Consider the following 26,918-nt stretch of genomic DNA (forward strand, 5'->3'; position numbering starts at 1 on the left):
TCATTTCCATTCATGGTGCACCTGTCAAATATCCTGCAACGTGAACCCGGAAAAGCAAAAGCCTCCCGGCGGAATCATATCCATCGGAAGGCTTGTAAGGCAGTGAATGATTTGCCGAACAGCCACCCGTATCTCCCAGCATGGAGAAGATGCGGATGGCATTAGAGGAATTGCAATGCGGTTTTATGACAACCGCAAACGCATTCCCGGTAAAAAGACCAGCAGATCAGATAACAATCTCGGCGATATGCGCAACCTGCGCACCAGTCTCATAATAGGCTTCTCGCAGGCTGCGGAAATTCTGCTCCTTTGGATCAGTGACAGGCAACGGCAGATCATCTTCAGAAATCGCACCTGAAACGAGTTGTGCCAACAAACGCCCGAATACCGTACCGGGTGCAATACCTCGGCCATTATAACCGGAGAACCCAACCACATTGCGGGCAAGGCGATGGAATTTCGGCAAGCTGTCGTTGGTCATGCCGATTTTGCCATACCATTCTGCTTCAAACTCAACTTCGCCAATCTGCGGGAACAGACGTTTCAACGATTTCTTCGCCCATGCCTTGTGCACGGCAGCACCGGTATTGCGCAGTGCACCGACGCTGCCAAACACAAGACGGCCCTGCTGATCGAAACGGAAAGAAGAGAGAACTTCCTTCGTATCCCATGCCCCCTGACGTTCCGGCAGAATCGAGCGCTTGATGTTGTCCGATAGAGGCTTGGTGGCCATATTGAAATACGGCAGATGCACCAGCTCAGCGCGCACCTCTGCCCAAGGCACATTGGTATAGGCGTTGGTTGCAACCACAACCCAGTCAGCTGTCACAGTACCGGCAGCGGTCTTCACCACCCATTTACCGTTCTGCTCGCTGGCACCCGTTACAGGGCTTGCCGTAAAAATTTGCGCACCTGCAGCAACCGCTGCATGGGCAAGCCCGCGCACATAGGCGAGCGGCTGAATTGTCCCGGCACGCAGATCGAGCAGTGATCCGGCATAAGCCTTGGTGCCAACCTTGGCTTCGGTTTCTTTCGCATCAAGCAGCTTCACATTGGCGCCACGACGCGCCCATTGCTCATGGCGGTCTTCAAGTTCCTTCAGGCCCTTCTTGCCAACAGCGCAATGAAGCGTGCCCTGCTTCTCGACTTCACAGGCGATCTTGTGTTTTTCGATGATTTCAAAAACCAGCTTCGGTGCATTACCAAGAACGTCGAGCAAACGGTCGCCGTGCTTCTGGCCCAACACACCCGGCAGATCGTCGGGCATGACCCACATGCCCGCATTGACGAGACCGACATTGCGACCCGAACCGCCATATCCGATTTCGATCCCTTCCAGCACAATTGCTTTCGTGCCCTTTTCCGCAAGATGCAATGCGGTAGAAAGTCCGGTAAATCCGCCACCCACAATCACCACATCAGCAGTGAGATCGCCTTTAAGCGCGGTGGTCTTCGGTGCAGCTGGAGCGGTCTTTTCCCAAAGGCCATGAGAGCGCGGATCGTTGAGCATGAACGGCAACCATTTTATATAATGAAAAACAGACGGCTTTTACCGCCAAAACTATTTCACGCGCCGGAAGCCTCAATGACAGCAATATTTATGCAACAATTCATTCCCATTCGGAATGACCTAGACTAAAGAACAACGTTCCCCACCTGCCCTGCAATCCACTGACAGAAGACCTGCGTCAGCGGGTTCTCAAGTTTGCCTTCCGGAACCACCAGATAATAGTCATTCTCGGTCCGCATCGGCTGCTCGAAAAGCATGACCAGTTCGCCGTTGCGCAATTCCTGTTCAATCAGATAAAGCGGCAACAGTGCGAAGCCAAGGCCTGCAAGTGCCGCCCCGATCACCATCGAAAACTGGTCGAAACGGTGGCCACGATAAGCGGACTTGCCTTCAACACCACAGCTTTCAAACCATTGCGCCCACATTTTAGGACGTGTCGCGAGATGCAGCAGCGGTTCATTTTCCAGTTCTTCCGGGGTTGCCGGATGGCGCGCTTTGAGAAGACTTGGGCTTGCAACAGGCACAATCACTTCTGAACACAGGAAGGTGCAGGTCGCATGCGCCCAGACCGGCTGTCCATAGTGAATAGCGAGATCGAATGGCTGCTCCTCAAAATCAAAAACGCCGGAACGCGAAGCCACGTTAATTGCAATGCCGGGATGTTTTTCTACGAAATCCGGAATGCGCGGCATCAGCCAACGCGTGCCGAATGTCGGCAACGTTGCTACGCTAAATGAAGAGGTCGACTGTGCCGACGCCATGGCGCGCAGCATCGTGTCCTCAGTCTGGTTAAGCAGACGCCGCACTTCCGGCAGGAATTTTCGCCCTGCATCAGACAAAAGAATGCGCTGGCGGATGCGCTCAAACAGCAATACACCGAGCTGGCTTTCGAGATCCTTGATCTGACGGCTGACAGCACTCTGCGTGAGGTTAAGTTCGTTGGCGGCTTGCGTGAAACTGCCATGTCGGGCCGCACATTCAAACGCTTGCAGCGTGGCAATGTCGGGGATCAGTCTCCTGCTAAGCTTCATTCCAATCTCGCATTAACATAGTTGCGTTCGTCGCGATCATAACGGCAAAACGGCTGATATGATACATTTTCATCATAATCGCGGTATGTTTTTTATTTTCTAACATACCTCCCAAGCAGACGATCCAACTTCTACGGAAGCTCTTGCAATGAACGCGCAGAAATTCGTTTCACCGGACGCCATTCGCTCCGCCTTTTCGGCAGCCATGTCGGCCATGTATAAGGAAGAAGTGCCTGCTTATGGCACATTGATGGAACTCGTCTCCGATGTGAACGCAAAGGTTCTCGCAGACGACAAGCATCTGCATGAGCGTCTGACGGAAACAGATTCGCTTGAACGCATTTCCGAAGAACGTCACGGTGCAATTCGTTTGGGCACTGCCGCTGAGCTGTCGATGATGCGCCGCGTTTTCGCGGTCATGGGCATGTTTCCGGTTGGTTACTACGATTTGAGTGCTGCTGGCGTGCCAGTGCATTCCACCGCCTTCCGCCCGATCGACGATGCAGCACTCAAGCACAATCCATTCCGTGTTTTCACGTCGCTCCTACGCCTTGACCTGATTTCAGACGAAAAGCTGCGTGCAGAATCGGAAGAGGTTCTCGCGAAGCGCCAAATCTTCACGCCGGGCGCAATTGCTCTCGTCGAAAAGGCAGAAGCCAATGGTGGCCTTGATGAAGGTGATGCGAAGGTCTTCGTTGCAGAAGTGTTAGAGACTTTCCGCTGGCACGATCATGCCAATGTCAGCGCCGAGCTTTACCATCGCCTCCACGATGCGCATCGCCTGATCGCCGACGTTGTTTCCTTCAAGGGTCCGCACATCAACCACCTGACACCACGCACGCTCGACATCGACGCCGTGCAGGTTCAGATGCCAGATCGCGGCATCAACCCGAAGGCAGTTGTCGAAGGTCCGCCAACCCGCAAATGCCCGATCCTTCTGCGCCAGACCTCGTTCAAGGCACTGGAAGAAGAAGTTTCGTTCGTCAGCGCAGACGGCACCTGGACCCCAGGCTCCCACACTGCCCGTTTCGGTGAAATCGAACAGCGTGGCGTTGCTCTCACACCAAAGGGCCGCGCGCTTTACGACAAGCTGCTCAATGACACCCGCGCAGTTGCACGCCCTGCTCCAGATGGTTCGAACTCGGCTGAATATGTGAAGGCACTAAGCGACACCTTTGCCGCTTTCCCTGACACATGGGCAGGCGTGCGTGAAGAAGCGCTTGGCTATTTCGCCTATTCGGTCAAGGATGCCGCACGTCTTGCAGCATTCAAGCCTGATACCGATATTGAAACTCTGATCGAAGGCGGCGCAGTCCAGTTCGATCCGATCATCTATGAAGACTTCCTGCCGGTCAGTGCCGCTGGTATCTTCCAGTCCAATCTGGGCGACGACGACGCGCAGGATTTTGTGGAAAGCCCGAACCAGAAGCGTTTCGAGGAAGACCTTGGCGCCAAAGTTCTTAATGAATTCGAGCATTATGCTCGTATCGAACGCGAATCCATCGAAGCTGTACTGGCCCGCCTGAGCGGTCTTGAAGCAGCAGAATAAAGCATTTCCAGCAAAAGTGCGAAGCGGTTTTGCGTAGGACAATGCGTAAATATAAACAACTAGAGCAGTATCTAAGATACCCAGTTTAATTTGAACTGCTCTAGTGAACCGACAGGTTAAGAGGATAAACATGAACACCGCTGTTAAAAAACTCGACGTGAAAAAAGAAGCCGCTGATCTGCTTTCAAAGCTTGGCGTTGACGCAGCCATTTACACGTCGGGCGACCTCGCTGGCTTCAGCCCGGTCTCCGGTGAACAGATCGCTTCGATCAAGACTCACAGCAAAGAAGATGCCGTCAAGATCATCGACAAGGCTGACGAAGCTTTCCGCGCTTGGCGCACTGTTCCAGCTCCAAAGCGTGGCGAACTGATCCGCCTTCTGGGTGAAGAGCTCCGCGCTTCCAAGGAAGATCTCGGCCGTCTCGTTTCGCTCGAAGCTGGCAAGATTCCTTCGGAAGGCCTCGGCGAAGTTCAGGAAATGATCGACATCTGCGATTTCGCAGTCGGTCTGTCGCGTCAGCTCTACGGTCTCACCATCGCAACCGAGCGCGCCGGCCATCGCATGATGGAAACCTGGCATCCGCTCGGCGTTGTTGGCGTTATCTCGGCCTTCAACTTCCCTGTCGCTGTCTGGGCATGGAACTCCGCTCTCGCTATCGTTTGCGGTAACTCGGTTGTCTGGAAGCCATCGGAAAAGACCCTGCTCACCGCTATTGCATGTGACGCGATCCTGAAGCGCGCCATCAAGCGTTTTGGCGATGCTCCAGAAGGTCTGGCTGAAGTCGTACTCGGCGACCGTACTGTTGGTGAAGTTCTCGTTGACAGCCCGAAGGTTCCTGTTCTTTCGGCAACCGGTTCGACCCGCATGGGCCGCGAAGTTGGTCCACGTCTTGCAAAGCGTTTTGCGCGTGCAATCCTCGAACTCGGCGGCAACAATGCCGGTATCGTCTGCCCATCAGCCGATCTCGACATGGCACTGCGCGCAATCGCTTTCGGTGCAATGGGCACCGCTGGTCAGCGTTGCACCACGCTCCGTCGTCTGTTCGTGCATGAAAGCGTTTACGACGCTCTCGTTCCACGTCTGCAGAAGGCATATGCCAGCGTTACCGTTGGTTCGCCGCTCGAAACCACAGCTCTGGTTGGTCCATTGATCGACAAGGTAGCTTTCGACAACATGCAGAAGGCACTCAAGGAAGCAGCCGCTCACGGCGGTAAGGTACAGGGCGGCGAACGCGTCGAAGCTGGCCATGAAAATGCTTACTACGTGCGTCCCGCAATCGTTGAAATGCCAAAGCAGCAGGGTCCGGTTCTCGAAGAAACCTTCGCACCGATCCTTTACGTCATGAAGTATTCCGACTTCGACGACGTGCTGGCGAGCCACAACGAAGTTGGCGCAGGCCTGTCCTCGTCGATCTTCACGCTCAACCTGCAGGAAGCAGAGCGCTTCCTTTCGGTTGAAGGTTCGGATTGCGGTATTGCTAACGTCAATATCGGTACTTCCGGTGCTGAAATCGGCGGCGCATTCGGCGGCGAAAAGGAAACTGGTGGCGGCCGTGAATCGGGCTCAGATGCGTGGAAGGGCTATATGCGCCGCGCAACCAACACCATCAACTACTCGAAGGCTCTGCCGCTCGCACAGGGCGTTTCCTTCGACATCGACTAATCGGTCTGATTTCAGATCAAAAGAAAACCCCGCTTTTCAGTGGGGTTTTTTATTGGCTTAAACTTTGAATTGGCACAACGCATCGACCGATGCTTCACTAAGCCATGCGATTAGCGAGATTGTGGTTATGGCGTGCCGAAAATCGTGGCTTTTGAGAACCGGCGCGCAGCGTACTTAAGTACGTGAGCACCGGAAGCGCAAAAAGACGCGATTTGCAGGCCGTCAGAGCGGCAATATCACCCCATACGTTCGGAAGCGAAGGAACCGGGAGAGGCCGGGAATACGACGGTACGATTGCCGTTGAGGAATGAACGGTGATGAATATGCGCGTGAACGGCGCGTGCCAGAACCTGCGCTTCAACATCACGGCCAATCGACACATAATCGGCGGCACTCTGCGCGTGCGTGATACGGGCGACATCCTGCTCGATGATCGGACCTTCATCAAGATCGGCGGTTACATAATGCGCCGTAGCACCAATCAGCTTCACACCACGCTCATAGGCCTGCTTGTAAGGGTTTGCACCCTTGAAGGACGGCAGGAAAGAGTGGTGGATGTTGATGATCTTGCCCGACATCTTCTGGCAAAGCTGATCGGACAGAACCTGCATATAGCGTGCAAGAACCACCAGTTCGGTGCCGGTATTATCGATGATATCCAGAAGACGTTGTTCGGCTTCCGGCTTATTGGCCTTGGTGACAGCCACATGATGGAACGGAATGTCGTGATTGACGACGACCTTCTGATAATCGAAGTGGTTCGACACGACACCAACAATATCGATTGGCAGGGCGCCGATTTTCCAGCGATAGAGAAGATCGTTCAGGCAGTGGCCAAACCGCGACACCATCAACAATGTCTTCGTGCGATGGGCATTGTCGTGGAATTCAAATTCCATCTCGAACGGTGCTGCGACTGGCACAAAGCCATCACGCAAGACATCAAGCGCCACACCGTCTTCGGAAATGAAGCTGACACGCATGAAGAAGCGACCGGTGTCCAGATCGTCGAACTGGGCGCTGTCGATGATATTGCACCCTTTGCCCGCAAGATAACCCGAGATGGCGGCAACAATACCGCGAGTGGATTTACAGGTGACGGTCAGGACAAAGTTATGCATAGGAGTTCCTCTATTACGCCGGCACGACTACATCGTCATTTCTACTGCACGATGCAGCGCCAACCATGCCAGAATGCGTAATGCACTGACCGGATTGCGCTATCAAGTCGATAATGCGTGAAGAGTAAATTTGTGGGTTAGAGCATTTCGGATTTGGATTGAAAACTCGAAATGCTCTAACATTTTTTTACGCGCATCGTGTTCCGAAAACCGGTTCCCACTTTTCGGGATGCGCTTCATTCGTCAAACCGTCGACGTTACCTTGTTCAAATGACGTGGCTTATCAGGATCATATCCCTTGCGGCGCGTCACCGTCTCGATGATCCGATAATAGTTGATGAGCGAAACCAGCGGGTCGAGATGACCGTTACCGGTGCTGACAGACGGCACCCGATGGCCCAGCACTGCGGCATCCCCAAACGAAACAAGGTTTGCGCCAAATGATCCAAGCCTGTTAAGCGCCTGAATACTTGTTTCAAGCGCCTCATCCTGCGGTATGAACGACAGAATTGGGAAGCCGGTTTCCACCAGCCGCATCGGTCCATGCATCAGCTCGGCAAGCGAGAACGCTTCCGCATGAATATTCGCAGTTTCTTTGGCCTTGAGTGCAGCTTCAAGCGAAATGGCATAGGCCGTGCCACGTCCGCCCGTGAACAGCGACTTTGCCTCGACCAACAGATCTTCCACCACCTCACGGCCTTCCGGCCTTGTTGCAGCCAGCGCTTCTGGCAAGCGGCTCAAACCATCTTTCAGCCGGACGTCGTTGCTGGCGGCAGCCACCACGCCTGAAAGCGCTGCGACTGATGCAATGAAGGACTTGGTGGCGGCAACACTTTTCTCTTCGCCTGCATGAAGGGCGAGCACAATGTCGGCACCCTTCGCAAGCGGACTATCGGTCACGTTAACAACGGCAACTGTCGTTGCCCCACCACGTTTTGCTGCATCCTGCACCGCGATAATGTCCGGGCTTGCACCCGATTGCGACACGGTGAAATGCAGGCCACCTTTCAGTTTCAGCTCTGCGCCATAAACGGAAGCCACCGATGGACCGACAGAGGCAACCGGAATGCCCGTAGCAATCTCCATCAGATATTTGAAGAAGGTGGCAGCATGATCGGACGAACCACGTGCAGCCGTCGTTATGACACTCGGCGCAGCCTTTTCAAACTGCCGTCCGATTTCAGCAAATGTCCCGACTTCTGCTGCAAGAAGTTTCGCCACAACAGACGGTGACTGTTCGGTTTCTTGCAGCATAAGCGATGGAGCATTTTGCATGATCGTTCTCCGAAACCAAAAAGGAAGGCCCGCTTTGTGCGGGCCTTCTTCTTATCAGTGTTGTGGCTGTGGCTCCACGGCTGTTTCGCTCTTTTCAGCAGCTGGTTCCTTAATACGGAACCAGGCCACGTAAAGTGCTGGCAAGAACAGCAAAGTGATACCCGTACCGGCAATGATGCCACCCATCATGGCATAGGCCATCGGCCCCCAGAACACTTCACGCGCAATGGGGATCAGCGCCAGACTTGCAGCTGCAGCCGTCAATGCAATCGGCCGCATACGATGTTGACTTGCCTGAACAACCGCATCCCACGGATGCATACCCTCAGTGATATGCTCTTCGACCTGCACGATCAAAATGACCGAGTTACGGATAAGAATACCGATCAGCGCCAGCACCCCGAGGATTGCCACGAAGCCGAGCGGTTTGCCACTCGGGAGCAGTGCCGCGACCACGCCGATCAGTCCCAAAGGTGCCACGGCAACCACGAGGAACAGCCGCTGGAAGCTCTGCAATTGCAGCATCAACACTGTTGCCATGACAAACAGCATCAATGGCACGACGGCTGCAATCGGCCCCTGACTCTTGCCGCTTTCTTCGACGGTGCCAGCCGTGGCAATGGAATAACCTGCGGGAAGCTTGTCGACGAACGCTTTTACCGAAGGCTCAAGCTCCTTGACGATCGTGTCGGGCATCGTCTTATCAACAATACCGGCTGCAACCGTAATGGTTGGAATGCGGGAACGGCGATAGACGACCGGCTGTTCCAGCTCGTAGCGGAAATTGGCAATCGCTGCGAGCGGTACGGAACTGCCGTTGCCAGTTGCAATCTGAAGGCTTTGCAACGTGTCGATGGAATCCCGCTCATGCTTCTGTGCTCGCACGATCACATCGATCAGATAGATCGAATCCCGAACCTGCGTGATACTGATCCCGCCGACCACTCCATTCAGCGTCGTCGCAATATCCTTGGATGAAATACCAAGCTTACGCGCCTTATCCTGCATCACATCCACACGGATAACACGTCCCGGTTCATTCCAGTTATAGTTGACGACACCAAGTCGCTTGTCCGCGCTCATGATGCCTGCAAAGTCCTGCGCAATACCGCGCAGCTTCTGAATGTCTGGGCCAGAGATACGATACTGAACCGGACGCCCGACCGGCGGTCCAAGTTCGAGGAACTTCACATAAACGTCCGTGCCGACATAATCCTTGCGGAAGACATCATTGAATTTGGCTTTCAGGCGATCGCGCGCTTCCACATCCTTGGCCACCACGACCATCTGTCCGAAATACGGATTGGCTGGCTGCACATCGAAAGACAGAATGAAACGGATCGCGCTCTGGCCGACATAGGTGCTCCAATGCTCGATATCAGGATTGTCCTTGAGCATCGTCTGCTCAAAACGCTCCATCTGTGCCTTCGTATCGGCGATGGAACTGTTTTGCGGCAGGGTCCAGTCGATCACCAGTTCCGGACGGTCGGACTGAGGGAAAAACTGTCGTTCAATCAACCCCATACCGAAAACCGAGACCACAAACAGAGCGATTGTCGTGACAATCGTAATCCATTTGTGCCGCATCGCAAGAAGCAGCGTTCTCGAAAATGCCTGAAAAAAACGACCGCGCTTTTCCTCATGATGCTTCATTTTCTTAGGAAGCACCGTCACGCCGAGGAGTGGTGCAAACAACACGGCCACGATCCACGAAACAATCAGCGAAACTGCAATCACGACAAAAAGCGTGAATGTATATTCGCCGGCCTGACTCGAGTTCAGTCCAATCGGAATGAAACCAGCAATCGTTACAAGCGTACCCGTCAACATCGGAAAGGCAGTGTGCGAATAAACATAGGTCGCGGCCTTATTGATGGGGTCGCCATGCTCCAGTCGGGCTACCATCATTTCAACCGCAATCATCGCATCATCCACCAGAAGCCCCAGCGAGATGATCAGTGCGCCGAGAGACACACGTTGCAGCGAAATATCCATGAGTGACATGGCGAGGAAGGTGATTGCCAGCACCAGCGGGATAGACAGCGACACCACGAAGCCTGCACGCAAACCAAGACTGATGAAACTCACGGCCAGAACGATCACAACCGCTTCAAAGAGTGCCTTTGTGAAGCCTGAGACCGCGTCCTGAACGACTTCAGGCTGGTCCGCCACTTTCGATACATTAATACCGATCGGCAGTTCCGCTTTCACCTGTTGCATCATTGCGTCCAGCTTCTCGCCGAACTCAAGCAGGTTACCGTTAGGTTTCATACCGATGCCAAGACCAATCGCATCATGGCCATTGACCCGGAAAATCGATGATGGTGGATCAACATATCCGCGCGTGATTGTTGCGACATCAGACAGGCGGAAGAAGCGATCATTCACACGAAGGTTGACCGCACGAAGATCGGCTTCCGAGTTGAACTGACCGCTTACGCGAACGCTGATCCGCTCCGGTCCGGCCTGCACGACACCCGAAGGGGTGATCGCATTCTGATCCTGAAGTGCTTTGAGGATTGCCTGCTGATCGAGACCGAGAGCAGCGACCTGTCGCGTCGAGAATTCGAGATAGATTGCCTCATCCTGCGCGCCGATGAGTTCAACCTTACCGGCATTGGGAATGGTCAGAATTTTAGTACGCACATCTTCGGCATAATCTCGCAACTGCCGCATCGATAAGCCATCGGCGGTAAACGCGAAGATATTGCCGAACACATCGCCGAACTTGTCGTTGTAATACGGGCCATAAACGCCGTCCGGCAGGTTCGGCTTGATGTCGTCAAGCATATGACGAACTTCGGACCAGGCCTTTGTGACCTGCTCTTTGCGAACCGTATCTTTCAGAAACACAAAGACGACCGACTTGCCAGCCGTAGTAACGCTGCGCGTATAATCGAGCGTATCGAGCTCTTCGAGTTTCTTCTCTATGCGGTCCGTAACCTGGTTGATGGTTTCATCGATGGACGCGCCGGGCCAATTGGCCTGCACCACCATGGTTTTCACCGTGAATTCAGGGTCTTCAGCACGGCCAAGATCGAGATAGGACACCAGTCCCGCGACCAGAAAGACAAGCATGAAATACCAGACAAGCGACCGGTGGTTCAAAGCCCAATCAGAGAGATTGAAACCTTTTTTCATAGGCTGCTTCCCTTCGCATCCAGACGAACTTTTTGCCCCTGTTTGAGCTCGTTCACGCCGGCCGTTGCCACATAGCTGCCGACCTCGACATTATCTGCAACAAAACTATCGCTGCGGCGTTCAACAACCTGAATGCCCTGGAGGCTTACGGTCTGTGTTTTGGGATCAATGACCCAGATTTCGGTCTTGCCGTCTTTTTCAAACAAAGCTTCTATCGGCAAAACCACGTGATCTTTTTCCGCTGTTGCGAGTCCCGCCCTGATAGTCGCACCAAGCCTGAAACCCTCCGGCGGGTTCTCAAGTGCAATCCGAACACGTTGCGTACGGGTCTGTGCATCCGACTGGGGCGCAACCTCGCGCACTGTGCCCTGTCCGGTCACCGCAGGATCAGCTTGCAGCTGCACATTAAACGGCGTTCCTGTCACAAAATATTCGGTCATACTGTCGGGAATATCGAGAACAGCTTCACGAATGTCGGGCCTTGCGACCGTCATTACCGCCTGTCCTGCAGCCACCACCTGGCCAACTTCAGCATTGGTTGCGGAAATGACGCCATCAAAATCCGGGCTCAAAACAGCATAGCCGCGCTGATCTTCAGCTTTGCGTAGCCCGGCCTGTGCCTTCTCAAGCCCCGCCTGAGCGCTGTCACGCGCCTGTTTTGCAGCATCATAATCTGCCTGCGAGATGTTGTTGCCTTTGAGCAGGATGCTCAGGCGCTCTTCACTGGCAGCGGCGTTGGCATATTGCGCCTCGGCGCTCGAAAGGTCAGCCTTTGCGGACTGCACCGAAAGATCAAGCGTGGATGGATCGAGCATCGCAACCATTTCGTCTTTCTTGACGAGATCACCGATGATTACCGGGCGCGCAATGATACGGCCAAGAACACGGAAGGCGAGGTCAGTAGAATATCGCGGTTCGATCGTACCAGCGAAACTGGTTTGAATGGCGGGCCTGGGCGTTGCAATCGTGTAAAGCACAGGGCGAATTGGTTCAGCTTCAGATGAATGATCATCATCCTTGCCACATGCCGCAAGTGTTACGAGCGAACCAGCAAGAGCCAGGCAGCTCAGGAGCTTCATGGTTGGCTTCATTGTGCGCCGGCTCCTTCAAGGCCGTTAACAATCTCTGTTTGAGCACCTGAACGAAGCATTTGTGCGCCTTTTGTAACAATGAGCTCGCCAACACCCAAACCGGAAGCAACAATCACTCGTTCTTTTTCATAGGCCAAAACCTTGATCGGCACGAGGGTCGCAACTTGTGTGTCCTTCGCTACACGCCAGACAGCGGTGCGACCTGAATCGGAGGTCATGACACTCCAGGGCAAGATGACAACCTGCCGATTTTCCATATGGACCGTGCCCGTTACAGTCGCGCCCAGCGCCATCTGTTCCGGCGTATTGGCGATGCCAACCTTCACCCGCACAGTACCGGTCTGTGCATCAACCACCGGCGAAATTTCCCTTATCTTGCCTTCCGCCTGAACTTTGTCATCCGACAGCAGGGCCAGGGTAAAGTCCATACCGATCTTGGCATAGTTGACGAGTGTTTCCTGAACGTCGAAGATCGCATCACGGGGGCCGTCTTCGGCAATCGAAAACGCGGTTTGCGCGGCCTGTACCACCTGCCCGGTTTCAATATTGCGAGCTGTGAGAACACCAGAAACGGGGGCATGAAGTTCAGTGTAGGAAAGCTCGTCACGTGCATTGCCAAGCTGGCTTTCAGCATTCATCAGCGTACTTTGGGCCGTGCGGTACACCTGCTCGGACTGATCGTATTGAGACCGCGTCGTAAATCCTTGCCCAAGCAAGGCTTCCTGGCGTTTGAAACTGGCTTCAGCCTGTACAAGCTGGGCCTGCGCCGCGTCCTTGGACGCCAGCGCGACACGCATATTGGACTGCTGCTCGGCATTATCGATCCGCGCAAGGACCGCACCTTTCTCAACGTGCTGGCCGATTTCGACCATACGTTCCACAACCTGTCCATTGACGCGGAAAGAAACATTGACCAGAGAGCGAGCGGCAATCGCCCCTGAGAGCGTGAGCTTTGGCTGATAGTCAATCAGCTTGCTCTCCGTTACAGCCACAGGAACGACGCCGCTATTTTCAGCATTTGCATGCAGCCCTGAAGCCAGGATCGCTGTCGTAACAACGAGAACGCCTGCAACCGCTCGAAGCACACTATGTGCCGCTTTCACAAAAGGATAAGGTTTTGTGGTCATATAAACGATTCTCGCTTGTTTCCTGAAGTTCACAATGCAACCAAAATAATGTCGAGAAAAGCATGCTTTAAAAAACATCATTAATTGTCATGCTCGCAAAACAGACTTTGGGAAAACGCTGAAATCTAAATAATAGATCGGGATAATTTATAGGCGCATTTCTTCAACAAGCCGATTGCCTGTCGCATTCAGCTCATAACGTGTGCGTTGCGTGCGTTCATCTCGCTGTCGGATGCGGATATAGCCGCCCTCACCGGCAAGAGCGACAACCTCCCGCAACACAAGAGCGTGAGCAATACCCAGTATTCGTGAGAAACTGCGGCTGTCCGATGCTATATCGAGCGCGAGCGCAGCAATAATACCGGCACCAAGCCGCGAAATCTTGCCCGATGCGGCCTCAAGCGCATCCACCAGTGCCATATACTCGGCTTCTTCCATCAGGCGTTGACCACCTGAACTGGGCGGAATGAAACAATCACCGATTTTGACGTTGGAGTGTAGCTTTCATCGCCAGCACTACCAAGCGGCACCAAAACGTTCATTTCCGGATAATAGCCCGCAATACAACCACGCGGAATATCATAGGGCACAAAGCGGAAATCACGTGCAACGCGCTCAACACCGTCTGCAAAATCACCGACGATATCGGCCCGATCACCTGCTTCAACACCAATGTCCGACATGTCGGCAGGGTTCATGAAAATCACCTGCCGCTCGCCATAAACACCACGATAGCGATCATCCATGCCATAAATCGTCGTGTTGTACTGATCATGACTGCGGAAGGTCTGCAAGACATAGTGGCCGGGCTTTCCACGCGCCTGTTGATGTTCGACAGCCTCTGGTATCGCCCCGCTCCAGAAGGTTGCTTTGCCGTTTGGCGTTACCCATTCCAGCTCGCGCGCGGTATTACGCAAGTGAAAACCACGCGGCACGCGAACACGCACATTAAAGTCATAGAAGTCGGGCAGAACCCGCGAAATATGATCCCGGATGAGGTCATAGTCATCAGCCAGTTCCAACCAATCGACCGGATTTGGACCCAATGTTGCATTTGCCATACCGGCGATGATCGCAACTTCCGAGCGGAGCAGCGCCGAGGCCGGATGGTTGATGCCGCCTGATCCATGAACCATACTCATGGAATCTTCGACCGTTACAATCTGCGCCACGCCTTTGGAATTAAGATCAATCTCGGTGCGCCCCAGACACGGCAGAATGAACGAATCCTGCCCAGGCAGAAGATGTGAATGGTTGAGTTTCGTTGCGATGTGAACTGTCAGCCTCTGGCTGGAAAGTGCCTTTATAATCATCGGACTGTCTGGCGTCGCACGTGCGAAATTGCCACCCAGACCGATGAAGGCTTTCGCCGATCCGTCAAGCATGGCCCCGATTGCACCAAGCACATTATGGCCCGGCTCGCGCGGCGCTTTGAAGTCGAATTCCTTTTCCAGTGCATCAAGAAATGCAGCGGATGGACGTTCGTTGATCCCAACCGTGCGATCACCCTGCACATTGGAATGACCACGGACAGGACATAGCCCCGCGCCTGGCTTTCCAATATTGCCGCGCAGCAGCATGAAATTGGTTATCTCGCGGATCGTGATCACAGAATGGCGATGCTGCGTTATGCCCATAGCCCAAGTGCAAATGACCTTTTCGGCTTGCATATAAATACGCGCGGCATGTTCCAGTGATTGACGCAATAGCCCGGACTGATCTTCAATTTCGTCCCAGGAAGTCGCATCGACTGCAGCCCGATAGGCCTCAAATTCAGCCGTATGTTTGGCCAGAAACGCTCTATCAAGAACAGACGGCTCCCCGGCAGCAAGAGCTGCATCATCAGCCGCGAACACCGCTTTGGCCATGCCACGGAAAGCGGCAAGATCGCCTCCCATACGTGGTTGATAATAATCGCTGGCGATAGCTTCGCTGCCGCCATGCATCATTTCAAGTTTGTTCTGAGGATCAGCGAAGCGTTCAAGTCCGCGCTCGCGAACCGGATTGAAAACAACGATTTGAGCGCCACGTTCGGCAGCGCGACGCAGATCACCCAACATGCGGGGATGATTGGTACCAGGATTTTGCCCAACGACGAAAATCGCGTCGGCCTGCTCGAAATCCTCAAGCAGAACGGTTCCCTTGCCAACACCTACCGATTGTTTGAGCGCCACACCACTGGCTTCATGGCACATGTTCGAGCAGTCAGGAAAATTGTTCGTGCCATAAGCGCGCACGAAAAGCTGATAGAGAAATGCCGCTTCATTGGATGCCCGGCCCGAGGTGTAAAATTCCACACGATCCGGCGTATCGAAACTCTTCAATATATCGCCAATAGCGCCAAAAGCTTCATCCCACTCAACCGCTTCATATTTGTCGGTTGACGCATTGTAACGCATCGGATGCGTCAGCCGCCCGGTATTCTCAAGCGCATAATCGGTCCAGGACTGTAGTTCAGAAACCGTATGTTCGGTAAAGAATTTCGGTGTTGTGCGCCGCTCTGTCGCCTCCCAGGCCACCGCCTTCACACCGTTCTCGCAGAACTCGAACGAAGATCCATGCTCCGGGTCACCCCATGCGCAGCCGGGGCAATCAAAACCGTCGGGCTGGTTGGCCTTGAGGAGCGCACGCGCACCAGTGAGCGGCGCGCCACTGGCAAGCAGTTGCTTACCGCAGCTCTTCAATGCACCCCATCCACCTGCAGCACTTGATCGCTTGCCGATGAATTTGGTTCCCGAAGTTTTGCTCATCCTGTCATCCTCAACTGCATAGTCTTTGCGCTCAACGAGTATCACATAACCATGCAATATTTCTCACACTTTTAGCATCCACCAAGCGTCAAAAATGACCAACCGCTGTCGCAAAGATACTGTTCCTCGATCCTGTATGATATGAAAATGGCAAATGCAGAACGTGGTTGATAGTGTAGTTGGATTAAACAGATCATCAAATAATGCACTCCCTCAGAAGCTCGAACAGGCTTCCGGAAGATGTGCCTCGAACTAAAACATAGCAGCGATTGCGGCAGCATTGTCTGTTCGCACTTGATTTCAGGCTCGCAATCCGTCATGCGATTGGTAAAGAAAACTGACCACAAGGGGTGGGAGAATGCCCAACATCGTCGAGATCGCCGATCTGAAACGGCTTGCACAACGCCGCGTCCCGAAAATGTTCTTCGATTATGCAGATTCCGGCGCTTGGACTGAGTCTACTTATCGGGCAAACGAAGCCGATTTCGCCAAGATCAAACTGCGTCAGCGCGTGCTGGTCGATATGACCAATCGTTCGCTTGAAACAACGATGGTCGGCGAAAAGATCGCAATGCCTGTTGCCCTCGCCCCGACTGGCCTCACCGGCATGCAGCATGCAGACGGCGAAATGCTCGCAGCCCAGGCCGCAGAAGCCTTTGGTGTTCCGTTCACACTCTCGACGATGAGCATCTGCTCCATTGAAGATGTTGCATCAGTGACCAAGAAGCCATTCTGGTTCCAGCTTTACGTGATGAAAGACCGCGAGTTCGTAAAAAACCTGATCAGCCGCGCCAAAGCTGCGGGTTGCTCTGCATTGGTCCTCACGCTTGACCTGCAGATTCTAGGCCAGCGCCATAAGGATCTGCGTAACGGGCTTTCGGCCCCACCAAAATTCACACCGAAGCACATCTGGCAGATGGCGACCCGTCCCGGCTGGTGCCTGGGCATGATGGGGACGCAGCGCCGCACATTCCGTAACATTGCCGGTCACGCGAAAAATGTCACTGACCTTTCTTCGCTCTCATCATGGACAGCGGAACAGTTTGATCCTCAGCTCAACTGGAACGATGTCGCGTGGATCAAGGAACAATGGGGCGGCAAGCTGATCCTCAAAGGCATTCTCGATGAAGAAGATGCCCGGATGGCAGCCAAATCCGGCGCCGATGCGATCATCGTGTCCAACCATGGCGGCCGTCAGCTTGATGGTGCTGTCTCCTCGATTTCGATGCTCAAGCCAATTGTTGATGCTGTTGGCGACAAGATCGAAGTGCATATGGATGGCGGTGTTCGCTCAGGTCAGGATGTTCTGAAAGCACGCGCGCTGGGTGCACAGGGTGTGTTCATCGGTCGTCCGTTCCTTTACGGCCTTGGTGCCATGGGTAAGGAAGGTGTGACGCTGGCGCTGGAGATCATCCGCAAAGAGCTCGATATTACCATGGCGCTTTGCGGCAAGCGCAATATTAACGATATCGACCAGTCAATCATACACTCGGTGGATTTCAAGTAAGAATTGTAGAACCCGGCTCAGACCGGGTTTTTCATTGCCTGTAACGTGGCATTATTGCCCCAAATTACTACCGCAAGTTTAGTGCTCACTAATAAGAAGTAACGATAGTTTAAGCATATTCATTTACTACCTTCGGCCAACGGTTCGGGAACCGCGATTATTTTCGGTTGGAGTTGGGTAGATGAAATATGTTTCCGCGATTGCGCTCATGGCATGTGGTGTGCTGATCGGTGCAAACGGAGCGCACGCAGCTGACATTATTCTAGAGGAGCCAGCGCCAGTTGTTGTGGCACCTACTCCTTTGGCGTCCGGGTGGTACATCCGTGGCGACATCGGTTACAACTTCAAAAACAAAACCGATGGTGAATGGGATTTCTGGAACCAGGAAAATCCACCCTATCGCGGCGTCGACGACACGTTGAAATACGATAGCTTCAAACTGAAAGGCGGCGCAGCCTACGGCGTCGGCGTCGGTTATCGTTTCAACGAAATGTTCCGCACAGACGCAACACTGGATTTCTTCCGCGCCAATATTAACGGCCGGACAAACTGCACCAGCTACGTAAAGAGCGCCCACGGCCTCAACCCGGTCGAAGATAATTGCCATTATGAAGACGCATCGACGGCAAATATCTGGACGGCAATGGCCAATGCCTATGTCGATCTGCCAAAGGTTGGAGCAGTCACGCCTTATCTTGGCGCCGGTCTGGGTGCTGCCTATGTGAAATACGGCAATTGGGATACGCGCCAGGTCTGCTCTGACTTCACAACCCGCAATTGCGATTACCAGTCAGACAAAGGCGGTCTCGACAGCTGGCGTTTTGCCATGGGCCTGATGGCTGGTGTGAGCTACGACCTCACGGAGCAGCTGAAGTTCGACCTTGGCTATCGCTATCTGCGCATCAACGGTGGCAAAGCCTATGGCTATGACGCTGACGATCGCAATACGAACCCCTACGGTAACTCCGAAGGTCCGGGCGCGACTGGCGCACAGGCTAAGGACAATGGCTTCAACATCCATACGGTTCGCGCCGGTCTTCGCTACGAATTCCGCTAAGAGCTATCCTTTTATGGAATCGAAAGCCCGGCCAAGTGCCGGGCTTTTTTATGCGCGTGGCGGCGGCGCTTTCGAGAGCAGCACTGTGCGGATTGCAAAGCTCGAATGAATGCGCGCAACACCCGGCAGCCGCGACAGAATTTCCTTGTGAATGATTTCATAAGAAGCGGCATTCTCCGCCTCAACCCGCAGAATATAATCGGCATCGCCGGTCATCAGGTAACATTCCTGTACTTCCGGATGGCGACGCACCGCCTCTTCAAAGCGGTTGAGATATTCCTCCGTCTGCCGGTCCAGCGTGATGCGAACAATCGCCACCAACCGCTCATCACCACCGGAAGACCCAACAATCGCTGTATACCCCCGAATAACGCCACTTTCTTCGAGTATCTGTACGCGACGCAGACAGGCCGACTGCGAAAGGCCTACTTCCGCTGCAAGCTGGCTATTGGTCATACGGCCATCGCGCCTTAGGGAACGGATGATATTACGGTCTATGTTATCCAGCGTCGCCATGAATATTCTTCGAATAATGAGCTAATAAGTGCGTAAATCATGCATAAATTCGCATAATCTACGAAAAAATGCAAAAACATTCGAATAGTCTTCGATTATCATTGCGCCTATCGCTTTGGGGGCAAGGAATTGTGATCCGCACCACCAGAGCAATGTGCTTTTGGGAGGAAGCGGATTAGAGTCCAGTCACTCCCACGAACAAACCGAGTGCGCTGGAAATGACCGATATGTCGATGCATTTTTCTCAAACTGAACGGGACCTCGCCGCAGGCGGCGTGCTCACCATCGACCTGGCAGCCCTGCGCCACAATTATTCAACTATCGCAAAACGCATTGCGCCGACCCGTGCAGCCGCTGTTGTCAAAGCCGATTCCTATGGCTTGGGTGCAAACCGCGTAGCGCCAGCTTTCTATGAAGCTGGCTGCCGCGATTTCTTCGTCGCCCATCTTGGCGAAGCAATTTCTCTGCGCCCTTTTCTCAATCCTGATGCGACACTTTATGTGCTGAACGGCCTTCAGCCCGGCACGGAAGCTGCCTGTGCACGCGAAAAAATTCTGCCCGTTCTCAACTCGCTGGAGCAGATTGAAAACTGGTCGGCACTTGCTATAAGCCTGAATGAAAAGCTGCCCGCTCTGCTTCAGATCGATACCGGCATGTCACGCCTTGGCCTGTCAGCCAAAGAACTCGACCAACTGGTCGATAACCAGCATCTGCTCGACCATATCGATGTAAAATTCGTCATCAGCCATCTGGCGAGCGGCGATGAACCGAAAAATCCGGCCAATGCTCGCCAGCTTGCGGTCATGAACGCAGCACTTGCGCGCCTTCCAAAATTGCCTGTGGCTTTTTCGAATTCCGGTGGTTGCTTCCTCGACAATACTTATCATTTCAATCTCGCGCGTCCGGGCGTTGTTCTCTATGGCGTTGGTCCGGAAGGGACTGAAAGCTCAATCAAACCCGTGCTGGAGCTATCCGCGCGCGTCATTCAGGTGCGCGACATCGATAAGGGCGCAGCGGTCGGTTATGGCAGCACATTCATTGCCAACAAGCCCATGCGGGTCGCAACCATTGCAGTCGGTTATGCCGATGGCTGGTTCCGCGCCTTGAGCAACAAGGGCTCGGCCTTTTACGGCGATACGCGCCTGCCGATTGTCGGTCGCGTTTCGATGGATTCGATCACGCTCGATGTCACAGCACTGCCGGAAGGCACACTCAAGCTCGGCAGTCTGGTCGAACTCGTTGGCCCGCATCAGCGGCTCGAAGATGTGGCGCGTGATTGCGACACTATTCCTTATGAAATCCTGACTTCGTTAGGCCACCGCTATGCCCGTGTTTACGTGGATAGTCTGGCGGCAAACAAACAAGCATAATTATAAGAGGCGAACATGCAGATCACCATCCTAGGTAGCGGCGTTATCGGCGTCACCACGGCGTATTATCTGGCCAAGCTTGGCCATGAAGTCACTGTCGTTGACCGCGAGGAAGGCCCTGCACTGGAAACAAGCTTCGCCAATGCCGGACAGGTTTCGCCGGGCTATGCATCGCCATGGGCAGCACCCGGCATCCCGTTGAAAGCCGCCAAATGGCTGTTTCAGAAACATGCGCCACTGGTTCTGCGTCTGACATCCGATCCAAAGCAGTACAGCTGGCTCTTGCAGATGCTCGCGAACTGCACTGAGAGCCGCTACAAGATCAATAAAACCCGCATGGTCCGTGTGGCCGAATATAGCCGCGATTGCCTTGTCGCCCTGCGCGAAGAAACCGGCATTCAATATGATCAGCGCACACAGGGCACTTTGCAACTGTTCCGTGAACAATATCAACTTGACGGTATTGGCAAGGATATTGAAGTGCTGCGTCAGGACGGCGTGCCGTTTGAAGTGCTTGACCGCGAAGATTGCGTGCGCGTTGAGCCTGCTCTGGCCCGAGCTCGTGACAAATTCGTCGGTGGCCTGCGCCTGCCGCATGACGAAACCGGCGACTGCTTCAAATTCACCAATGAACTGGCCAAAATTGCCGAAGGTCTCGGCGTCAAATTCCGCTTTGGCGTCGATATCAAGTCGCTGCTGATGACTGGCGGCAAGGTTTCCGGCGTCGAAACCTCGGAAGGCATTCTGACGGCTGATCGCTATGTCGTGGCGCTCGGCAGCTATACGCCTGCGCTGGTTAAATCGCTCGGCCTCAATGCGCCGATCTATCCGGTCAAAGGCTATTCGATCACCGCACCGATCATCAATGAAGATCTGGCTCCGGTTTCGACCGTGCTGGATGAAAGCTACAAAATTGCTATCACCCGCCTTGGCGACCGTATCCGTGTGGGGGGTATGGCCGAAGTCTCAGGTTTCACCAAGGATCTGCCCGCAGCGCGTCGTGCAACGCTTGATCTCTCGGTGAGCGATCTGTTCCCCGGCGGTGATCTCAAGGCTGCAACCTTCTGGTCAGGCCTACGCCCGATGACGCCTGATTCAACGCCGATCATCGGCGCGACCCGCTTCGACAATGTGTTTATCAACGCGGGCCATGGCACACTTGGATGGACCATGGGCCCGGGTTCCGGCAAGCTGCTGGCCGATCTCATCTCCGGCAACACACCAGATATCAAAGCAGACGATCTCAGCATTGCGCGTTACGCATAAATCGACGGTGTCGAGGAAGCGGAGTAAATTCCTCCGCTTCGCTTTTAGCCGATGAGATGGCGTATCAACCCAGCGGAAGTGATGGCCACGGCCACAGTTACCAGCATGGGGAACCGGGTTGCAGCAGCAATCGTCAGCGCGAGAGCAATCATATCAGCAGGCTTGCCGGTGAAAAACTCCGGCGCAATAACGCTGATCAGGACACAGCCCGGCGCACTTTCCAGCAAAAGCTGGGCGCGCGGGCTCAGTGTACGATTGCGTAGAAAAATATACCCGCCAATGCGCGTCATATAGGTCACGGAAGCCATGAGCAGGATCGTGATCGCGTGTGAAGGTTCAATCATCATTCTGGTTTCGCCTGCCGCCATGCAACCATAAGCCCAGCGATTACACCTGCTGGCACATACCAGGCACCCGGAATAGTGAGATAGGTTATGCCTGCCACGATGAGGCTGACCAGCCAGGGAAGCGCGGCAACAGGCCCCTTCCACATACCGGCGAGGATCACGATGAAGACGGCAGGAAACGCCATATCAAAGCCAAAACGCTTGACGTCACCCAACACAGGACCAACCAATGCGCCGACGGTGGTGAAGAAAATCCACGTCGCATAAAGGCCAAGGGCTGCGCCAAAATAATAACGAATACTGAAGTTTCCACCAGACTTACGCGCATCGGCAAGTCCCATGGCCCAGCTCTCGTCACACATGAAAAACAGCGTCAAAAATGCCTTGCGTTTCGGCAAATGCTTGATGAGAGGCGCAAGGGCGGCACCCATCAGAAAATGTCGGCTATTGACCAGAAATGTTATCGCGACAATCAGCAGAATATGCGGCGGCGATGTCCACAAACCAATGGCCGCAAACTCGGAACCACCACCAAAATTCAAGCCCGTCATCATCGGCACTTCAAGCGGACTCAAGCCCTTCTGGGTTGCTTGAGCACCGAGCAACAAAGCAAACGGAACGAAACTTAAAAAGACAGGAATGGCTTCCCGCAAGCCACGCAAGGCCTCTGATTGCCGGGAGATGCCGCTCTGTCCCTCGACAAAATCCATACTACGCATCGATTATTTCCTTCTGGAAAGAGCGACAAGATCGCTTATTCTGAAGCGGGAAAATACGCCAACCCGCATAGATTTTTGTTGCTTTTACGCTCTCAATGCACAGTATATTGATTAATTATGCCAACAATAATCAATAAGGCGCATTAAAATGCCAACATCAATCGATGCGATCGATCGTGCGATTCTCAGGGTACTGCAGCAAGAAGGCAAGATTAACAACACCGAGCTTGCCGAGCGTGTTGGTCTTTCGCCATCCCCTTGCCTGCGCAGGGTAAAGCAACTCGAAGATGCAGGCTTCATCGAACGTTATGTTGCACTGGTCGATGCAGCCAGGCTCGGCATGGGGTTTACGGTCTATGTCCGCATATGGTTGACAGGACAGGATGAAGAAACCGTCACGACTTTCGTCAAGGCAATTGAGAAGCTGCCGCAGATCGTTGAATGCCACCTGATGGCGGGCGATTGCGACTTTCTGCTGCGTGTCATTACACCGGATCTTGAAGGCTTTAGAAAATTCCAGATGGAATATATCGGCAAGATAAAGGGCGTTCGGAATATCAAATCCGAAATTCCAATGCAGCAGATCAAACGCTCGTGGGTCGTGCCGATATAGAGCATTTCCAGAAAAATCGGGAACCAAATTTTCTTAAAATAATCTGTGATAACAAATGGTTAGAAACTTGGCGGGGTACAGGCGCTGACAATTTCGCAGGCGACCGGACCGACACAGCGAAACCGGTGCGGCAGCTTGCTTGAGAAATAATAAGCATCCCCCGGCCCCAGAATTCGGCGTTCGCTGCCGACCGTCACTTCAATGCGGCCAGACATGACGATGCCCCCCTCCTCGCCTTCATGCATGAGCAGAACCTTGCCCGTGTCTGAACCCGGCTCATAGCGTTCTTTGAGAATTTGCAACGATCGCGAAAAGAGATGATCGCCTACCTGACGATAGGAAATCGGTCCCTTGCCGATCTCCACCAGCTCGTCCGCCTGATAGAAGACCTTGTGCGGCGCATCCGGCTCAAGCGCAAAAAACTCGGCCATACCAATAGGAATCCCGTCAAGAATGCGTTTTAATGCGCCAACGGATGGATTGGACTGGTTCGCCTCGATCAGCGATATGGTAGAGTTGGTCACACCAGCCCGTTTTGCCAGCTCTCGCTGCGACAGATTCTGCCGCATACGCACATAGCGAAGCCGGCTGCCAATATCGATGCTCATCGACAGTTCCCCTTACTGTTTATGATGTTCGATATAGCACAAACTGCAATTTTAAAACACGTAATTTCAATGAGTTAAATTTATAGAGAAAAGGACTTGTTGCTTTCGACAAAGCGTGTCCTCCTGCTCAGGCTCAGTACCTATTAATTTGACGGAAATGGTGTGAGGACATCCGTTTGGATACGAGGAGAAGAGGCGAAGGAAATGTAGTTCATTTTCGAGCTTTTTCGACAAAGTAGCCGGGCGGATGGACCACATCCTTCGGACACCGAAATGACTGGCGCTCTGCTACGTCGAGCCGCTCGACCGGGGGAACCACCCCGTTCTTCACGTCTCTCCTTGCAGCCCTTGTCATTTCAGGTGCCATTTCCATCAAATTAACAGGTCCTGAGCCTACAAATAGGAGGTCCTAATGCTGAATAACACCAACGCGCCAAGCCTTGATAACTTCTGGATGCCGTTCACTGCGAACCGCCAGTTCAAGGCCGCTCCACGCCTGCTCGCAAGCGCTTCAGGCATGTACTACACCGATGTCGACGGCAAGCAGGTTCTGGATGGCACGGCCGGTCTTTGGTGCTGTAATGCCGGTCATGGCCGCAAACAGATCACACAGGCTGTTGAACGCCAGATCTCGACCATGGACTTCGCGCCGACCTTCCAGATGGGCCACAATGTTGCTTTCGACTTTGCAGAAAAGCTCGCAGCCATAGCGCCCGGCGGACCGGATGCCAAACTCGACCGCGTGTTCTTCACCAATTCCGGTTCGGAATCTGTCGATACAGCACTGAAGATCGCCATCGCTTATCAGCGTGCCATCGGTCAGGGCACCCGCACCCTCGTGATCGGCCGTGAAAAAGGCTATCACGGCGTTGGCTTTGGCGGTATTTCGGTTGGCGGCCTCGTCAACAACCGCCGCGTTTTCCCGCAAATCCCTGCCGATCATATGCGTCATACGCTTGATATTGGCCGCAATGCATTTTCCAAGGGCTTGCCAGCACACGGCATTGAACTGGCTGACGATCTGGAACGTCTGGTTCAGCTGCACGGCGCAGAAAAGATTGCAGCCGTCATCGTTGAGCCGATGTCCGGCTCTGCCGGTGTTGTTCTGCCACCAAAGGGCTATCTCGAACGCATCCGCGCAACCGCTGACAAACACGGCATTCTGGTGATCTATGACGAAGTCATCACCGGCTTCGGACGTCTCGGCACACCATTTGCGGTTGATTATTTCGGCGTAAAACCTGACCTCGTCACAACCGCCAAGGGCCTCACCAACGGCGCAATCCCGATGGGTGCAGTCTTTGCCAGCCGCGCAGTGCATGATGCGCTGATGACCGGCCCGGAAAACGCCATCGAACTCTTCCACGGCTATACCTATTCCGGCCATCCCGTTGCCTGTGCTGCCGGTCTTGCCACGCTTGAAATCTACGCCGAAGAAGGTCTTCTGACCCGTGGTGCTGAATTGGCAGAGCATTGGCAGAATGCTCTTCATTCGCTCAAAGATGCGCCGAATGTCATCGATATCCGCAACCTCGGCCTCGTTGGTGCAATCGAGCTTTCGTCACGCGAAGGTGCCATCGGCGCACGCGCTTACGATGTCTTTGTCGATTGCTTCAAGAAGGGCCTTCTGATCCGCGTCACCGGTGATGTCATTGCCCTTTCACCACCACTTATCGTGGAAAAAGAACAAATCGACACCATCGTTTCCATGATCGGAGATGCTCTTAAACGCGCGGCGTGATCACCACCCAGAGACGCCGCAACTTGGCCGCCGCTTCCCTTGCGGCGGCTTTTTTATGAATCGCATTCTGTGGAAAGTCGCGCAAGGGATTCGGGATATTGCCATTTTAGCGGCCGCTATGCGCGAGGGCATCAAAAGCGTAATAACGTAACATTACATCGGTATGATTAGCCTTGCGATGGCGTAAATTTTGCCACCAGTGCATGACTATCGCCGGGATAGGTGAAGCGCACATGCGTGACCGGTTGATCGGCATTCCATGTCTGGCGCTCAACCACAAGACAAGGTGATCCAGCCGCAACACCAAGCATTGCGGCATTGTCCTGTGTGGCAACGACTGCCCGAATCGAATGCTGAGCACTGCTCCATGGCACGCAAGCAACCAGCCAAGGCCCCGGCGATTGCTCCGCAAAATTGGTACTATCTGCACTCGGCACAGCATCAAGACTGATGAAGCGTTCTTCCAGCGCAAACACACGCTTGCCTGCATAATGCCGACAGACGAGTTCGATCAATGGTGTATGGCGCGGCATATCGATATGTTTGGCATCCGCTGGGCCGCTCAGACGATCACGTCGTGTCAGTAGTTCATAGCGATAGGGAACACCAAGGGCTGCCACTTCATCGCGAATATCGTGGATTTCGAGGATCGCTGCCTGCGATTGCGGAAAAGACACAAAACTGCCCGAACGGCGTTTGCGCTCAATCAGACCAGCCTTTGCCAGCTGCGTCAGCGCCTTGTTCACGGTCATACGCGAGCAATTATAATGTTCGGTCAGTTCATGTTCAAACGGGATGCGATGTCCCGGCTGCCATTCGCCAGAGATGATGCGTGTTTCGATATCATCCAGAATGCGCTGATGCAGCGATATGGTCGGATCGCCATTTCTGGATGAATTGTCCTGCATCATGCGCC

Annotated in this window: 22 protein-coding genes; 8 read left to right on the top strand and 14 right to left on the bottom strand. The window is 53.8% G+C overall.

The features are described from left to right. Window positions 1-226 precede the first annotated feature (226 nt). Together CEV33_RS08895 and CEV33_RS08900 are read right to left on the bottom strand one after the other, a co-directional pair. On the bottom strand, window positions 227-1,510 hold the full coding sequence (locus CEV33_RS08895) for an NAD(P)/FAD-dependent oxidoreductase (protein ID WP_094540279.1): 1,284 nt from the start codon (window positions 1,508-1,510) through the stop codon (window positions 227-229). Window positions 1,511-1,635: 125 nt separating this feature from the next. Then, window positions 1,636-2,541 carry a LysR family transcriptional regulator gene (locus tag CEV33_RS08900; protein WP_007876178.1) on the bottom strand — a complete coding sequence of 302 codons (906 nt, stop codon included), beginning with the start codon at window positions 2,539-2,541 and terminating at the stop codon, window positions 1,636-1,638. Window positions 2,542-2,689: 148 nt separating this feature from the next. Here CEV33_RS08900 and hglS point away from each other — a divergent pair, with 148 nt between their 5' ends. Further along, a complete protein-coding gene (hglS, locus tag CEV33_RS08905) occupies window positions 2,690-4,090 on the top strand; it encodes a 2-oxoadipate dioxygenase/decarboxylase HglS (RefSeq protein ID WP_094540136.1) in 1,401 nt (466 codons plus the stop codon). A gap of 130 nt (window positions 4,091-4,220) precedes the next feature. Continuing rightward, window positions 4,221-5,753, top strand: a complete 1,533-nt coding sequence (gene amaB / locus CEV33_RS08910; protein WP_094540137.1) for an L-piperidine-6-carboxylate dehydrogenase — start codon at window positions 4,221-4,223, stop codon at window positions 5,751-5,753. Between the two features lie 236 nt (window positions 5,754-5,989). On the opposite strand, the gene purU is transcribed toward amaB, so the two are convergent. The 7 genes from purU to CEV33_RS08950 all read right to left on the bottom strand — a co-directional run bounded on the left by purU (window position 5,990) and on the right by CEV33_RS08950 (window position 16,258). Beyond that, window positions 5,990-6,874 (bottom strand): formyltetrahydrofolate deformylase, encoded by an 885-nt coding sequence (gene purU / locus CEV33_RS08920; RefSeq protein WP_094540138.1) that lies wholly within the window; start codon window positions 6,872-6,874, stop codon window positions 5,990-5,992. A gap of 243 nt (window positions 6,875-7,117) precedes the next feature. Continuing rightward, on the bottom strand, window positions 7,118-8,149 hold the full coding sequence (locus CEV33_RS08925; RefSeq protein WP_094540139.1) for an SIS domain-containing protein: 1,032 nt from the start codon (window positions 8,147-8,149) through the stop codon (window positions 7,118-7,120). 54 nt (window positions 8,150-8,203) lie between these two features. Then, on the bottom strand, window positions 8,204-11,290 hold the full coding sequence (locus CEV33_RS08930; protein WP_094540140.1) for an efflux RND transporter permease subunit: 3,087 nt from the start codon (window positions 11,288-11,290) through the stop codon (window positions 8,204-8,206). Then, window positions 11,287-12,381: an efflux RND transporter periplasmic adaptor subunit gene (locus CEV33_RS08935; RefSeq protein WP_094540141.1), complete on the bottom strand. Its 1,095-nt coding sequence runs from the start codon at window positions 12,379-12,381 to the stop codon at window positions 11,287-11,289. The genes CEV33_RS08930 and CEV33_RS08935 overlap by 4 nt, the downstream gene beginning before the upstream one ends. Further along, complete coding sequence (locus CEV33_RS08940; protein ID WP_235818384.1) at window positions 12,378-13,508, bottom strand: efflux RND transporter periplasmic adaptor subunit; 1,131 nt, start codon at window positions 13,506-13,508, stop codon at window positions 12,378-12,380. Before CEV33_RS08940 ends, CEV33_RS08935 begins: the two co-directional genes overlap by 4 nt. A 147-nt stretch (window positions 13,509-13,655) precedes the next feature. After that, window positions 13,656-13,946, bottom strand: coding sequence for a hypothetical protein (locus tag CEV33_RS08945; protein ID WP_374816792.1), 291 nt, complete (start codon window positions 13,944-13,946; stop codon window positions 13,656-13,658). Next, window positions 13,946-16,258, bottom strand: coding sequence for an FdhF/YdeP family oxidoreductase (locus tag CEV33_RS08950; protein ID WP_094540281.1), 2,313 nt, complete (start codon window positions 16,256-16,258; stop codon window positions 13,946-13,948). Before CEV33_RS08950 ends, CEV33_RS08945 begins: the two co-directional genes overlap by 1 nt. Window positions 16,259-16,616: 358 nt before the next feature. Here CEV33_RS08950 and CEV33_RS08955 point away from each other — a divergent pair, with 358 nt between their 5' ends. Together CEV33_RS08955 and CEV33_RS08960 are read left to right on the top strand one after the other, a co-directional pair. Continuing rightward, a complete protein-coding gene (locus tag CEV33_RS08955; RefSeq protein ID WP_094540143.1) occupies window positions 16,617-17,765 on the top strand; it encodes an alpha-hydroxy acid oxidase in 1,149 nt (382 codons plus the stop codon). 181 nt (window positions 17,766-17,946) lie between these two features. Next, a complete protein-coding gene (locus CEV33_RS08960) occupies window positions 17,947-18,822 on the top strand; it encodes an outer membrane protein (protein WP_094540144.1) in 876 nt (291 codons plus the stop codon). A 48-nt stretch (window positions 18,823-18,870) separates the two neighbouring features. On the opposite strand, the gene CEV33_RS08965 is transcribed toward CEV33_RS08960, so the two are convergent. Further along, a complete protein-coding gene (locus CEV33_RS08965) occupies window positions 18,871-19,338 on the bottom strand; it encodes an Lrp/AsnC family transcriptional regulator (RefSeq protein ID WP_094540145.1) in 468 nt (155 codons plus the stop codon). A 218-nt stretch (window positions 19,339-19,556) separates the two neighbouring features. Here CEV33_RS08965 and alr point away from each other — a divergent pair, with 218 nt between their 5' ends. Then, on the top strand, window positions 19,557-20,708 hold the full coding sequence (gene alr, locus CEV33_RS08970) for an alanine racemase (protein WP_094540146.1): 1,152 nt from the start codon (window positions 19,557-19,559) through the stop codon (window positions 20,706-20,708). Between the two features lie 15 nt (window positions 20,709-20,723). Next, the gene (locus tag CEV33_RS08975; protein WP_094540147.1) at window positions 20,724-21,974 is read left to right on the top strand and encodes a D-amino acid dehydrogenase; all 1,251 of its coding nucleotides are present in this window, start codon (window positions 20,724-20,726) and stop codon (window positions 21,972-21,974) included. Window positions 21,975-22,018: 44 nt separating this feature from the next. Here CEV33_RS08975 and CEV33_RS08980 read toward each other — a convergent pair whose 3' ends face one another. Then, window positions 22,019-22,318 carry an AzlD family protein gene (locus CEV33_RS08980; RefSeq protein ID WP_094540282.1) on the bottom strand — a complete coding sequence of 100 codons (300 nt, stop codon included), beginning with the start codon at window positions 22,316-22,318 and terminating at the stop codon, window positions 22,019-22,021. Continuing rightward, entirely contained in the window at window positions 22,318-23,031 is a 714-nt protein-coding gene (locus CEV33_RS08985) for an AzlC family ABC transporter permease (protein WP_094540148.1), read from the bottom strand. Before CEV33_RS08985 ends, CEV33_RS08980 begins: the two co-directional genes overlap by 1 nt. A 157-nt stretch (window positions 23,032-23,188) precedes the next feature. Here CEV33_RS08985 and CEV33_RS08990 point away from each other — a divergent pair, with 157 nt between their 5' ends. Further along, the gene (locus CEV33_RS08990) at window positions 23,189-23,653 is read left to right on the top strand and encodes an Lrp/AsnC family transcriptional regulator (protein ID WP_094540149.1); all 465 of its coding nucleotides are present in this window, start codon (window positions 23,189-23,191) and stop codon (window positions 23,651-23,653) included. Window positions 23,654-23,712: 59 nt separating this feature from the next. Here the strand turns inward: CEV33_RS08990 and CEV33_RS08995 are convergent, their stop codons facing one another. Next, window positions 23,713-24,261, bottom strand: coding sequence for a cupin domain-containing protein (locus tag CEV33_RS08995; RefSeq protein ID WP_094540150.1), 549 nt, complete (start codon window positions 24,259-24,261; stop codon window positions 23,713-23,715). Between the two features lie 412 nt (window positions 24,262-24,673). On the opposite strand from CEV33_RS08995, the gene CEV33_RS09000 reads away from it, so the two are divergent. Then, complete coding sequence (locus CEV33_RS09000; RefSeq protein WP_094540151.1) at window positions 24,674-26,002, top strand: aspartate aminotransferase family protein; 1,329 nt, start codon at window positions 24,674-24,676, stop codon at window positions 26,000-26,002. Between the two features lie 167 nt (window positions 26,003-26,169). Here the strand turns inward: CEV33_RS09000 and hutC are convergent, their stop codons facing one another. Continuing rightward, window positions 26,170-26,910: a histidine utilization repressor gene (hutC, locus tag CEV33_RS09005; protein ID WP_094540283.1), complete on the bottom strand. Its 741-nt coding sequence runs from the start codon at window positions 26,908-26,910 to the stop codon at window positions 26,170-26,172. Between the last annotated feature and the right edge of the window lie 8 nt (window positions 26,911-26,918).

The organism is Brucella grignonensis, from assembly GCF_002252505.1.
GTDB lineage: Bacteria > Pseudomonadota > Alphaproteobacteria > Rhizobiales > Rhizobiaceae > Brucella > Brucella grignonensis.